Raw genomic sequence first — 13,331 nt, 5'->3', positions numbered from 1 at the left:
TATGGCCATCACCAATCCGATGGATGTCCTGCGCGAACTTGCAGAACAAACGTTAAGTGATACCACGGTTCAACTAGGCAAAGTACAGCAAGCCTATGCCCACGCGGCAACTCAACTTAAGCAACTGGAAAGTTTCGAACTGGAATACCAACAACAATTGCGTACCAATGTTGCCAGTAAAGGTATGCCGGTCGCTGAGTTACTCAACCGCCAATCCTTTATTGACTCGCTGGGGAGTGTCGTTAAACAACATGCCGGACATGTTGCTCAGTGCCAGCAGTCTGTCGATCAGACATTACTGACATGGAAACACGACAAACAACGCCTCAACGCATTCGAGACGCTTAAAAGCCGAGCTGATAGCAAGCGGATGTTAAAAGAGAGCCGTCAAGAACAAAAAATGATGGATGAATTTGCACAACGTGCCTGCATGGGAAGAAAAACCTTATGATCGTCAAGGCGATACCCGCGGTTAGCCATACCACAACAAAAAATAGCGCCTCCCCTGCAACCGACTTGCTGGATTTTTCTAACACGTTTGAAAAAAAACTCTCGATGCAAACGGCCAACTCAACCTCGAGTCATGCCGTTTCCTCACCTAAGCACCCACTTACCGGGCAAGGAAAAGAGGCTGAACGACCTGAAAATACTGAAGTTATCGATAATATGCTCGCGGACGCTTCTGTTGAAATACCCGATATGCCACAACCCGCGCCGCCCTCTCTTCAGGTAGACCCACAACTCGAGCACTTACAACAGTTGATCACCCAAGCAGCGCAAAGTGCAACCCTGCCCCCTGTTTCCGTCGTTGCATCACCCACGATTGAAACAGCAAACGAGCCAATCACTGCGGATATGGTTGAGGCATTGGCTGATGATCCCAATGAGCCACAAAACAATGAACGCCAAAATAATGCGCTCATATTGCCAAATCAGAATATAGCCAAAAATACCCCTCAGATTTCTCTACCGGTATTGGATGGCAAGCAAGGAGCGGATAATGTTGCAGCGGAACAGCATGAAGCCTTCCTTGCACAAATTAACCATGCAGACAAAAATCAACAGGAAAACCCGGCTGCTCCAGTCAAATCAGAGCCGAATGCACCGCTCCCATTAACCCCCGAAAACCGTTTGTCGTTGACACCGGATACGGCACTTCGCCCACATGTTTCCCTTATTAATGACGCACCCGCCGCTCAACCGGCAGCCGCCACGTCCCCTGCCGTCCTAAACCAAGCCTTGGGGACGCCAGCATGGCAACAAGCGGTTAGCCAACAACTGGCCTATTTTTCACGAAATGGCATCCATAATGCAGAATTACGCTTGCATCCTGAAGAGTTAGGATCGTTACAAATTAATCTACGACTGAGCAACGATCAGGCCCAAGTTCATTTTGTCGCGGAAAGTCATCAAGTTCGCGCCGCGCTTGAAGCGGCAATGCCACATTTGCGTACATCCTTGGCTGAATCAGGTATTAATCTGGGACAAAGTAGCGTCGGTGCGGATTCATCATCATCGTGGAATGCATTTTCTCAACCAGAGGGATCAGCAAAACAGCCTCAATTTAATGATGAAAGTGAGAATCTGAAAGCTGGCGGGGAAGAAAATAACGAAGTGGCAACTAAAATTGTTAATTATTCCAATGGAATAAATACCTTTGTTTGATGAAATAACCCATCAAATGAATTACTGACAATAATTCAATTTCTTCAATGAATTGTCCCGGAGGCTAGCTGTAATAGAATGCATGGCTCATCCGGGCGTCGGTGATTATCGAGCTTTGGGGTATTTTATAATAGGGTTTTTCAAAAAATGACAAAAAAGAACCAGAAAGCCAACGGGGGAGGAAAAAAATTCTCCCCGGTAGTTTTATTATTGATGTTAATTTCTATAGTGGCTTGTGCCTTGGCTGGTTATACTTTTTATGAAATGAAAAACATTAAAGATAATGTATCAGATAATGGTAAAAAGGCAGCGCCAACACCAGAGCCTATAACGCCATTATATGTACCATTAGATACCTTTACCGTTAGCCTAAAACCCACGCCAGCCGACAGTGATCGTGTATTGTATATTGGTCTGACGTTACGGGTAAAAGATGATAGTTCAAAATTATTGGCAGATCAGTTCTTACCGGAAATACGCAGCCGATTATTTATCCTTTTAGCGCATCAATCCGCGGATAGATTATCGACCGAGGAAGGGAAAAACCAATTAATTGAACAAATTAAAAGCGTTGTCAGTAAGCCTCTTGCACCAAATCAAAACATAGTGGCTACCGATGTATTATTTAACGCGTTTATCTTACGGTAATTCATGATGTCTGACAGTATATTATCTCAGGCCGAAATAGACCGTCTATTAAATGGCGGCAGTAATACTGAAACTGAAAATGTAGTCAATAATTCGGCAGCAGACCTCGGTATTAAACCTTACGATCCCACGACACAACGCCGTGTTGTTCGTGAGCGTTTGCACTCACTCGAAATCATTAATGAGCGTTTTGCTCGTCAATTTCGAATGGGGCTGTTTAATCTTTTACGCCGTAGCCCAGACGTCACCGCTGGAAATATTAAAATTCAGCCATATCATGAATTTGCGCGTAATCTCCCGGTACCAACCAACCTTAATTTGGTGCACATGAATCCCCTGAGAGGCACAGCACTTTTTGTCTTCTCACCGAATCTGGTTTTCATGGCAGTAGACAATTTGTTTGGCGGCGATGGGCGCTTTCCGACCAAAGCAGACGGGCGTGAATTTACGCCGACAGAACAGCGAGTCATTAAACGCATGCTCACCATGGCCCTTGAGGCCTATGACTTTGCATGGAGTTCTATTTTTAAACTTCATACTGAATACGTGCGTGCTGAGATACAGGTCAAGTTTACCAATATTACCTCATCACCGAATGATATTGTGGTAACCACTCCCTTCTATGTCGAAATAGGCCCACACCGGGGCGAATTTGATATTTGTATTCCCTTTAGCATTATTGAACCGCTACGCGAGTTGCTTACCAGCCCGCCAATGGAAAACTCTAGACAAGAAGAAAAACAATGGCGAAATACACTCGCCTCTCAAGTTAGAGAAACTGAACTTGAATTAGTGGCAAATTTTGCTGATATCACAACCCGCCTTTCACAAGTCATGAAGATGAAAGAAGGCGATGTTATTCCCTTCGATAAACAAGAGAATATTGAAGCCTGTGTCGATGGTGTTCCGGTATTTTCGGGTAAATACGGTTGTGTAAATAAGCAATTCGCTCTCAAAGTCGAGAAAATGATGAACCCCTCGCTATTATCTTTAAAAAAGGAGTAATTCCCCAATGAGTGACACCACACCTACGTCTGGTGCTGATAAGCAATCTATTGATAATCTTTGGGGTGAGGCAATGAGCGAGCAACAGGCCGCAGATAATATCCCAGCCAAAGATAATCTTGTTCCGAACTTTTCTGAAGATCTCGATTTAATTCTCGATATTCCAGTAAAAATGACGGTCGAATTAGGTCGCACTAAAATGACGATTAAGGAACTGCTGCGTCTAAGTCAGGGATCTGTCGTTTCTCTGGAAGGCCTGGCCGGCGAACCTTTGGATATTCTCATCAATGGTTATTTAATTGCACAAGGTGAAGTTGTCGTTGTATCCGATAAATTCGGCATCCGCATTACCGATATTATTACACCTTCAGAAAGAATGTATCGCCTGAGTCGATGATGGATACCCAGCCCCAAATTCAGACAACACCCTCGATAATTGATGCAACCACCCCAGGCTCATTATTAGCCAGTGTCGGCGGTACGCTCGTGCTGATATTACTGATTATTGCCGCCATGGCATGGCTTGCCCGTCGCGCAGGATTTGCGCAACGTTTTCCCAAGGGAAATCAGGTGTTGTCTGTCGTATCCAGCCAAACACTGGGGCAGCGCGAGCGCCTCATCGTAGTCGAAATGGAGAATAAAAGACTGCTGCTCGGCGTAACGTCGGCTCAAATAAGTTGCCTTGCGACATTTGATAAACCAGAGGGTGATGACCGGTTTACAGATCCCCCCTTATCCACGGATTTCCAATCGACACTGATCGGCATGTTAAAAAAGCAAAAAGTAGGACCCAAGCCATGAATACCGTTTCGCGCCCATCCATTCGCGTCTGGCTCCCTCGAATTGTATTCATTTTAGTGATTATCGGTATTTTGCTACCGTCACAGGGGGCTTGGGCTGCGGGAAGCAATGTGATGCTCACGCGCTCGGTCGATGGTGAGAATTGGTCACTGCCCGTGCAAACGTTAGTATTACTCACTTCATTAACGTTTTTGCCCGCTATTCTGCTCATGATGACCGGTTTTACCCGTGTGATTATTGTGCTGGGTTTACTGCGTAACGCACTCGGTACTCCCTCAACTCCGCCGAATCAAGTCTTGCTGGGGCTGGCCCTATTTCTGACCTTTTATGTCATGTCGCCCGTTTTTAATGAAATATATAAAGACGCTTGGCAACCGTTATCCGAAGATAAAATTTCGATGGAAACCGCGTTAGAAAGAGGCGTACAACCGTTGCGCACTTTCATGCTCGCACAGACCCGAGAAACAGATCTGGCACTTTATACCCGAATGGCGAAGGAAGAGAATTTCCAAAGTCGAGAAGAAGTCCCATTAAGAATTTTACTGCCTGCCTTTGTCACCAGTGAGCTTAAAACCGGTTTTCAGATTGGTTTTACCGTATTTATTCCCTTCCTCATCATTGATTTGGTGGTTGCCAGCGTATTAATGGCCTTGGGTATGATGATGGTTCCTCCCGCAACAATTTCATTACCCTTTAAATTGATGCTGTTTGTTCTGGTTGATGGTTGGCAATTATTAATGGGCTCTTTAGCACAAAGTTTTTTTAGTTAAATAGGATTTAAAAATGACACCGGAAAGCGTAATGGCAATGGGATTTCAGGCCATTAAGGTCGGGCTGATGATTGCAGCACCACTGCTATTTGCCGCACTATTTACTGGTCTTATTGTGAGTATTTTGCAGGCATCAACACAAATAAATGAAATGACATTATCATTTATACCTAAAATCCTGACCATCATTGCCGTTGGCTTGGCACTAGGGCCATGGATGTTGAGTGTTTTCCTTGACTACACCCGCGCACTCTTCAGCAATTTGCCCTACGTTGTCGGATAGTCATGCTAACCCTCTCAATTGCCAGTTTATACTCAATTATTAATCAGTTTTTTTGGCCAATGTTGAGAGTATTGGCGTTGTTCAGTACTGCCCCAATATTCAATGAAAAAGGAATTGGTAAAAAAACCAAAGTTGGATTGGCGACTATCATCGCATTACTAATTGGCCAAAATCTTCCTAACCCTCATATTGAGATTTTTTCTATTTCAGGATTATGGGTTGGTGCTCAACAGTTTATTATTGGTGCATCAATAGGATTGGTCATACAACTGATATTCGTGGCAGTACGAAATGCAGGTGAGATTATTGGTTTGCAAATGGGGCTATCCTTTGCCACTTTCTTTGATCCTGCCGCAGGCGGAAATATGCCGGTCATTGCCAGAATACTTAACCTTCTGGTGACATTGCTCTTTTTGACCTTCAATGGGCATTTATGGATGCTCAGTATTTTAGCTGACAGTTTTATTTTACTCCCTATTAGTACGAATACATTGAACCCAGAGGGTTTTATTTATTTTCCTCATATAGCAGGGTTGGTTTTCAGATTCGGGTTAATGTTAGGTTTGCCGATAATTACATTATTACTGTGTCTTAATCTAACCCTGGGGCTGCTGAATCGCCTAACCCCTCAGTTATCCATTTTTGTCGTGGGCTTTCCTTTAACGCTTAGCGTCGGAATGGCTGCGATGTCAATGATCATGTACACGTTAGCGCCATTTTTCGAAAATATGATGAAGGAGATTTTTGAGCATGTATCGCAAATGATTATTCTTCTGTCCTGAGTCTTATTTCTATTCAGTATCGCATGATTTGCATGCGTGCTATTTACCATTTTCAAACCAATGGCTAATAAATAGCCATATAAAAATCTAATTATTAATAACCATTACCTACACATATAGCAAATCAATTATAGAGGTAAATATGAAATCATTAAAAATATCCACATTAGTAAAATTAATATTAGTCACACTCTGTTTCACAATAATTATCATTTCATCTTTTGCATTTAAATCTATGCATCAGGCCAACATTTCATTTGGAAATATTGATTTCCTTATGAAAGATATTACTGAACTACGACAAATGAGTAGTTATCTGGCAAATGTTCGCGGTGATATTAACTTTGTTCATAATGACACAACAATTGCACCTGAGGTGTGAGATAGGAGAGAGATTGTCATTAAAAGCGCTCTTGATAATGCCAGAAAACATGTTGATATTTATAATAATATAAAAGCATTGGATGATGAAGGCGATAAACTTTCAGCAGATATTTATAACAACGCATTAGCATTAATTGAAGCCTACACAGCAAACATGAAATCAATTGCTGTACATAACAATCACGGCTTTAACAATGGCGCACTCGAAACGGCTTTAGATAAAGCGATTTTAGCTTATGAACTCCATGTTTCTGAACTACAAGATAACATCAGCGCTAAGTTTGAGTCAGACAGTGCTTCTTTCACGATAATTGCTGCTTTATTACTCGCTCTGGCCATTATTATCTCGTGTGTTTCATATTTCATTATTAAGAAAAATGTGTTCAGCCGCCTGCAAATTGCATCTTCTATGCTGGAAAAAATTGGTACTGGCGAACTTTACCATGAGTTTGATATTGGAGCTCGTAATGAAATAGGAACCATGTTTGAATCACTGAAAAAGATGAAAACATCGATCAGCAAAATCATTACTTCGGTGAGAAGCACGGCTGAAAATATAAGAAACGATGCTTCTGAAATTGACAGTAGTAACCACAATCTGGCATCGCGAACGGAAGAACAAGCCAGTGCTCTGCAACAAACTGCGGCGAGCATGGAAGAAATAAAAACCACGGTGTCGAATAACGCAGAAAACGCCAGACAGGCCAATACCCTGACTCATCAGGCTAAAACAGCGGCAAACAGTGGCTCTGCTGTCATGAGCGATGTGGTTAATACCATGGATAAAATTTCTCAAAGTGCCCGTAAAATTTCTGAAATTAACCGAGTGATCGATGGTATTGCCAATCAAACCAATATTCTGGCACTGAATGCCGCCGTGGAAGCGGCCCGCGCTGGCGAACAGGGTAGAGGTTTCTCTGTCGTCGCAACTGAAGTCCGAAATCTGGCTAAACGCAGTGCTGATGCCGCTAAAGAGATCAATCAACTGATTAACGAATCGGTAAAAAATGTCGATGATGGGGCAAAATTAATCGAAGATGCAGGTAAGGCAATGCAGGAAATTGTGACCTCTGTGACTCACGTGAGTAATATTATGCAAGAGATCACTCAAGCCTCTGAAGAACAAAGTACCGGTGTTAGCCAAATAGCAATGGCTGTGAATGAGATGGACTTAGCTACTCAGCAAAATGCGACGATGGTTGAGGAATCTTCTATTATCACTCAAAATATGAATCAGAATGCCAAACAACTGGCTGATATCGTTTCCGTATTCAAAGTTGAACTGATTGAAACGGCCAACGAAAATAACCAGAAAGAAGTGACGCGTAAGAAAACCAAGCCGCATAATATGATTGCTAAAGAATCAGTGGTAAAGAAACATTCACTCGCGACAGCAACTGATGATGAATGGGCTGAATTCTAGTCCTTTCAATCTCAGCTAACTTAAAAAATAAGCCAGAGCCGGTATATAAACGGCCTGGCTTATTCATAATATAAAAATGACTATTAAAACCTAAAAAGTATCAATCACGGACCTACAACTTTACTGTTTTCTATCGTGCTTTCAAACGGATAATTCTGCAGAAGTCATTATCTTATTTTTATGTTCATCTTCATCGTCATCAATGTGAAAGACAGCAACCGTCGCTGATAATTCTTTTGCTTGATTGCTCAAGGTACGTGTATTTTGAGCCGATTCCTCAACCAGTAAGATATTTTGCTGTGTCATGGTATCTATCTGATTAATTGCGACAGTAATCAAATTAATACCCGCGCTTTGCTCATCAGAAGCAATGGCAATTTCCTGCATGATATCGCTGACCTCAGTGATTGAATTAACAATACCACTCATCGTGTTGCCTGCGTTCGTCACAAGCTGAGAGCCATGTGAAATATTACCGACAGCGTCGTTTATCAGCACATGTATTTCTCTGGCTGCATCACTACTGCGTGAAGCTAAATTTCTGACTTCAGCGGCAACAACTGCAAATCCACGCCCTTGTTCACCGGCCCGTGCAGCCTCAACCGCAGCATTCAACGCCAGAATATTAGTTTGGCTGGCAATGCTGTTAATAACACTAGTAATTTCTGCAATTTTTCTAGCGCTTTCCTCGATATCGGTCATTGTTAAGACAACATTATGCATAATGTCAGCACCATTTCTGGCCGCCTGACTTGCAGTATGGGACAGCGTATTTGTCTGCTGGGCGTTCTGGGCATTACTGGCAACTGTCGTTTTAATCTCCTCCATACTGGCTGCCGTTTCCTGTAACGCGCTAGCTTGTTGTTCAATACGGGAAGATAAATTGAAATTAGCATCAGCAATCTCTGCCGAGCCATGTGTAATAATAACCGTGCTCTCTTTGACCGAAGAGATGGTTTTTTTCAAAGAGACCTGCATATCTTCTAAGCGAGAAAACAGGAAACCTATTTCGTTTTTACTTCTATATGAAATCTTAGAGCTTAAATCGCCTCTATTTATCTTGTCAAAAACATCACAGGCCAGCCTGATTTTAAGGATTATATTTTTATTAAACCAGACTCCAGCAACTACCATAATGACCAGATAAAGGGATAAAAGAATGATGGCAATAACATAAGATTGTGATTTTACATTATTCGCATTCGCGAGTACTTGCATGTAAGCATCAGTGTTAATTGTTGAAAATGCTTTAACATCTTGGTCAATTTTTCTGAAAAGATCACCAATACTTTGGTTTTGACTGTTACTATATCGCCCATCGGCAAGCTCATTTAATGCATTATCATAATAATCGAGAGCAAAGGAAATATCCTTCTTAAATTCAATAGATATTTCGTCGTAAATTTTATCATTTTTTATCTTCTCATTATAAGAGATAAGCAACCCTCTTGATGACGTAATAAGCTCTTTGATATAGCTAATCCATTCATCATTGACTGGTTTTTTTTGTGCACTGTTGAGTGCTTGTTCATTGAACATACCTCGTATTATCGCAATGTTATAATTTAGATTATCGATCTCATCTCGTTGCATTTTTGTTTTTTCTGCAAATAGAGTCTGCTCATAACCTTGGCTTGACGAGTATATGTCATGAACCGCAAATGAAATGATCATGACTAGCAGTAATGCCATAATAATTTTGACAGCGTTTAATAAAGAGATGTTACTCATAATGTATTCTCATTCTATTCTATACCGACTTTACTCATAGGAACTAAAGAGTGAATATCGATCGTATTGAGTATTAAATAGGAGTTTAATACTCAACGTATTTATTAGGTCTTTTATCTGAATGCGAAAATAGCCATACTCACGTTCATGACAAAGAAAATCTTGTTGTTGTCCTTTTATCTAATTTACTGCTGTGTCGCTATCGGGCTTAATACGAAACATAGCGACAACTTCAGTCAAGTGGCAGGCCTGTGCTTCCAATAGCGTTGCTGCTGACGCAGATTCTTCGACCAATGAAGCATTCTGTTGGGTAACTTGATCCATTTCTGTCACAGCAACCCCTACCTGCACAATACCGCGGCTTTGTTCGTCAGATGCTGAAGCTATTTCACTCATAATATTCGTTACGTGAGTAACTGCATCTACAATTTCAGACATGGTCTCACCAGCATGGGTCACCAATCCTGAACCCATACTCACTTTTTCCTCGGAGTCTTCGATTAACATTTTTATATCTTTTGCTGCTTCAGCACTGCGTTGAGCCAAGGTACGTACTTCGGTGGCGACAACAGCGAATCCTCGCCCTTGTTCTCCAGCGCGGGCCGCTTCCACAGCGGCATTCAGTGCCAGAATATTGGTTTGGAAGGCAATGTTATCGATAACATTGGTGATATGAGCAATTTTTCGCGAACTATCCGCAATTTCGCTCATCGTGTGCACAACATCATTCACCACTTTTCCGCCACGCTGGGCGGTTTTAGAGGTATTGAGTGCCAATTGGCTCGCCTCAGAGGCATTTTCAGCATTCTGCTTAACCGTTGCCGTCAGCTCCTCCATGCTCGCAGCAGTCTCTTCCAGTGCAGCCGCCTGCTGCTCTGTACGTGAGGAGAGATTATTATTGTTGACCGATATTTCGCTGGCTCCGGCTAAAATAGTATCGGCACTGGTACGAATTTCACCTACCGTATTTACCAGACCGGCCTGCATGCTGCGCAGTGATTTTGCCAATTGACCCATTTCGTTGGAGCCATGAACATCAATATTGTGGATTAAGTCACCACGAGAAATATGGTGAATACTATTAACAAGCTTATTGAGTGGAGTGAGTAACGTAACACGGACTCCTAACCAGACGCCTATCATTACCAATAGGAGAATCACCAAAATACAAATAACCGCCCATACAGCCATATTATAAGAACTCTGGCTATCATTAATTGCTTTCTGATTAAAGGTATTCATACCCTCAATGACGGCATTATATGCTCTTTCAAAATCATTTTGACTTTTCTGGACCTCTAATTGATATGCCGCGTCAGTATTCCCCGCATCGACAAACCCAATCAGGTCGGTAAGGCTATTATGCAAAATGCTGTAACTTTGTTTTAACTCCTGAAAAGTTTTTTCATCATGATGAGGCATTGCTTCATACGCAGCCCAATACATTTTTGCATCATTAAAACGTTCTTTAGCTGCGGCTAATTGTTCATTAAACTCTTTACGCCCTTCCGCTGTACTGCCATCCTCCAGAAGGTAGCTGAGTATGGCTCTATTAGACTGAAGGCGGGTTCGTAATAAATAGGCCCAAGCTCCGGTCAATTCAGTCCGTTGATTACTGATATCTTGCTGATCAGAAAAATTTTCTCTATCGCTACTCAATATCGGAAAAAATACCGCGACAGTGCCCATTTGTAGTAAGCAAAATACAATCAATAACGCAACTAAAACATTAACAATTTTAAAATTATTTAGCATTTTACCTTTCTCCTTGTGTACTTATATAAATCGGCCCACAAGAAAAAAACATAATAGTTAAAAGTTATCATTTTCGATCTATCGATCGATATTTACGATCAATCATAGAGATTTATCTTATTCGTCCTTATTATTGAGCTATATCATTGCGGTATTCTTAGAAAGGAATATTCCGTCATTAGCTCCCCCTCAGAGGAGGGTGACACCCACGATAACCCTCTACGATGTATAGTGAATCCCGTTAAAATTTATACTTGCACAAATGAAGAAGGATAAAAAAAATGGAGAGGAATATATCTTTTTTACCATCAATCGCGACTAGCTGTATTTTTAATCACCTTATCCATCTTAGTAAAAAGCATACATTTCAATAACAATAAATAGCTATCAAATAACTTTCACTTTCAATATGGCAATAACTCTTTACATACACAACATGGGTTAATTATTAAACATGCCAACAAATACAGTCTAGAATTGTATGCGCTTTAGTGAATCGATAATGTTCTAGTGGTCATTAAACTATTTATTTTTTAATAATTAATTATCACGGTATCGATAAAAGAGTACTTACGCTAGATATAGGGCGGTTCCGCTATAGTTTTCGCTATCGATTACTGGCATTAAAAATCGATAATATACTTTTTAAATTAAATTCCTAACATGATATTTTCATTATTATAGCTTGGAGGTTTTATGAAAAAACTCATAATAGTTTTCACATTAATGATATTCTCATTCTGTACTTTTAGTCAGGATCAAGATGTCAATAACCCCAGTGAATCAATACCAACAGATATAAGCGTTGATTCCCCTGCCCCTGAGGAAATTGATTGCTGTGAGATATGCTGTAATATTGCATGTGCAGGTTGTTATCCACCCTAACAATACACGTCCAGCGGCTTGAAGCATGGCGAGTATAAATATCAGGAGAAAAAGCCACACATGAATAGGAACCGCATATCTAAACTCTTTACGGTGGCAATAGCCTTTATCGGGACGGTTACCCTGATTCCTACTGCACTCGCCTGTACTAGAGCCGTTTATCTGGGGCCTGAAGATTTAGTAATAACCGCACGTTCAATGGATTGGAAAGAAGATCTTCATTCAGATTTATGGTTATTTCCTCGAGGAATGGAACGCAACGGAAATGCTGGCCCTAACTCCCTTGTTTGGACCTCAAAATATGGCAGCGTGATCACCGCAGCTTATAATATTGCAACCACTGACGGTATGAATGAGAAAGGTTTAGTGGCAAATATGCTGTGGCTAGCAGAGTCTCAATACCCTGAACCTAGCGCTAGCAAACCCAACCTCTCACTGGCCGCATGGGGCCAGTATGTACTGGACAATTTTGCGACCGTCGATGAAGCCGTTAATTATTTTAAAAATGATCCTATCACAGTATTAACCAGTAAAGTCCCCGGGCAAGAGAGGCTCGGTACGATTCATCTCACCTTGTCTGATGCCAGCGGTGACAGCGCAGTCTTTGAATATATTGATGGTAAGCTCAATATCCACCACAGCCGAGAATATCAGGTCGTCACTAACTCACCGACCTACGATAAACAATTGGCCATCAATTCGTATTGGCAGAGAATTGGCGGCACAACAATGTTGCCGGGCACCAATAGTTCCAGTGATCGTTTTGTTCGCGCACAGTTTTATATCAACGCAATTCCAAAATATACCGATAAGCAACTTGCTACAGCGAGTGTACTGAGCGTTATTCGTTCGGTATCCGTCCCATATGGTATCAGCACACCGGATGAGCCAAATATTTCTTCCACCCGCTGGAGAACCCTCTCCGACCAGAAGAATAAAATTTACTATTTTGAATCCACCTTGATGCCAAATACTTTTTGGGTAGATTTTAATAAGATGGATTTTGCAAAATCCAGTGAAGTTAAAAAACTAAAGGTCAATACTCCGCAAGCAGCGCAATATACCGGTGATGTTTCATCTCATTTCCAACCAGCAAAACCGTTTGAATTTGAGTCAGTTGCGCCCAAAGTGTAAACCTGCTCGTGAAATAACAAGATGGGATGGAGAGCGAGAAATAGCTCTCCATCCCCCATCACTGA

13 protein-coding genes are annotated in these 13,331 nt (G+C 41.6%); 11 read left to right on the top strand and 2 right to left on the bottom strand.

The features are described from left to right. Nucleotide 1: 1 nt before the first annotated feature. The 10 genes from fliJ (at nucleotide 2) to ACIOG0_RS03365 (ending at nucleotide 7,761) form a co-directional block, all read left to right on the top strand. Nucleotides 2-451, top strand: coding sequence for a flagellar export protein FliJ (fliJ, locus tag ACIOG0_RS03410; RefSeq protein ID WP_050097914.1), 450 nt, complete (start codon nucleotides 2-4; stop codon nucleotides 449-451). Then, entirely contained in the window at nucleotides 448-1,665 is a 1,218-nt protein-coding gene (locus tag ACIOG0_RS03405; protein ID WP_050295981.1) for a flagellar hook-length control protein FliK, read from the top strand. Before fliJ ends, ACIOG0_RS03405 begins: the two co-directional genes overlap by 4 nt. 147 nt (nucleotides 1,666-1,812) lie before the next feature. Beyond that, entirely contained in the window at nucleotides 1,813-2,313 is a 501-nt protein-coding gene (gene fliL, locus ACIOG0_RS03400; RefSeq protein ID WP_050097912.1) for a flagellar basal body-associated protein FliL, read from the top strand. Between the two features lie 6 nt (nucleotides 2,314-2,319). After that, nucleotides 2,320-3,318 carry a flagellar motor switch protein FliM gene (gene fliM, locus ACIOG0_RS03395; protein ID WP_050097911.1) on the top strand — a complete coding sequence of 333 codons (999 nt, stop codon included), beginning with the start codon at nucleotides 2,320-2,322 and terminating at the stop codon, nucleotides 3,316-3,318. Nucleotides 3,319-3,325: 7 nt separating this feature from the next. After that, nucleotides 3,326-3,715 carry a flagellar motor switch protein FliN gene (fliN, locus tag ACIOG0_RS03390; RefSeq protein ID WP_050097910.1) on the top strand — a complete coding sequence of 130 codons (390 nt, stop codon included), beginning with the start codon at nucleotides 3,326-3,328 and terminating at the stop codon, nucleotides 3,713-3,715. Beyond that, nucleotides 3,715-4,119 carry a flagellar biosynthetic protein FliO gene (fliO, locus tag ACIOG0_RS03385; RefSeq protein ID WP_050097909.1) on the top strand — a complete coding sequence of 135 codons (405 nt, stop codon included), beginning with the start codon at nucleotides 3,715-3,717 and terminating at the stop codon, nucleotides 4,117-4,119. The genes fliN and fliO overlap by 1 nt, the downstream gene beginning before the upstream one ends. Nucleotides 4,120-4,232: 113 nt before the next feature. Then, nucleotides 4,233-4,889: a flagellar type III secretion system pore protein FliP gene (fliP, locus tag ACIOG0_RS03380; RefSeq protein WP_072086536.1), complete on the top strand. Its 657-nt coding sequence runs from the start codon at nucleotides 4,233-4,235 to the stop codon at nucleotides 4,887-4,889. A 13-nt stretch (nucleotides 4,890-4,902) separates the two neighbouring features. Continuing rightward, nucleotides 4,903-5,172 carry a flagellar biosynthesis protein FliQ gene (gene fliQ, locus ACIOG0_RS03375; protein WP_050097907.1) on the top strand — a complete coding sequence of 90 codons (270 nt, stop codon included), beginning with the start codon at nucleotides 4,903-4,905 and terminating at the stop codon, nucleotides 5,170-5,172. 2 nt (nucleotides 5,173-5,174) lie between these two features. Then, nucleotides 5,175-5,954 carry a flagellar biosynthetic protein FliR gene (gene fliR, locus ACIOG0_RS03370; RefSeq protein WP_050097906.1) on the top strand — a complete coding sequence of 260 codons (780 nt, stop codon included), beginning with the start codon at nucleotides 5,175-5,177 and terminating at the stop codon, nucleotides 5,952-5,954. A gap of 538 nt (nucleotides 5,955-6,492) precedes the next feature. Next, nucleotides 6,493-7,761 (top strand): methyl-accepting chemotaxis protein, encoded by a 1,269-nt coding sequence (locus ACIOG0_RS03365; RefSeq protein WP_404704929.1) that lies wholly within the window; start codon nucleotides 6,493-6,495, stop codon nucleotides 7,759-7,761. Nucleotides 7,762-7,902: 141 nt separating this feature from the next. On the opposite strand, the gene ACIOG0_RS03360 is transcribed toward ACIOG0_RS03365, so the two are convergent. Continuing rightward, nucleotides 7,903-9,492: a methyl-accepting chemotaxis protein gene (locus ACIOG0_RS03360; RefSeq protein ID WP_050097904.1), complete on the bottom strand. Its 1,590-nt coding sequence runs from the start codon at nucleotides 9,490-9,492 to the stop codon at nucleotides 7,903-7,905. Nucleotides 9,493-9,672: 180 nt separating this feature from the next. Further along, the gene (locus tag ACIOG0_RS03355) at nucleotides 9,673-11,247 is read right to left on the bottom strand and encodes a methyl-accepting chemotaxis protein (protein ID WP_050097903.1); all 1,575 of its coding nucleotides are present in this window, start codon (nucleotides 11,245-11,247) and stop codon (nucleotides 9,673-9,675) included. Between the two features lie 945 nt (nucleotides 11,248-12,192). On the opposite strand from ACIOG0_RS03355, the gene ACIOG0_RS03350 reads away from it, so the two are divergent. Next, nucleotides 12,193-13,266 carry a linear amide C-N hydrolase gene (locus ACIOG0_RS03350; protein ID WP_050097902.1) on the top strand — a complete coding sequence of 358 codons (1,074 nt, stop codon included), beginning with the start codon at nucleotides 12,193-12,195 and terminating at the stop codon, nucleotides 13,264-13,266. Nucleotides 13,267-13,331 lie beyond the last annotated feature (65 nt).

This window comes from Yersinia vastinensis (genome assembly GCF_044905075.1).
Taxonomy (GTDB): Bacteria; Pseudomonadota; Gammaproteobacteria; order Enterobacterales; family Enterobacteriaceae; genus Yersinia; species Yersinia vastinensis.
Note: the sequence above shows the minus strand (reverse complement) of the source record. Positions and strands in the feature narration are given on the sequence as shown.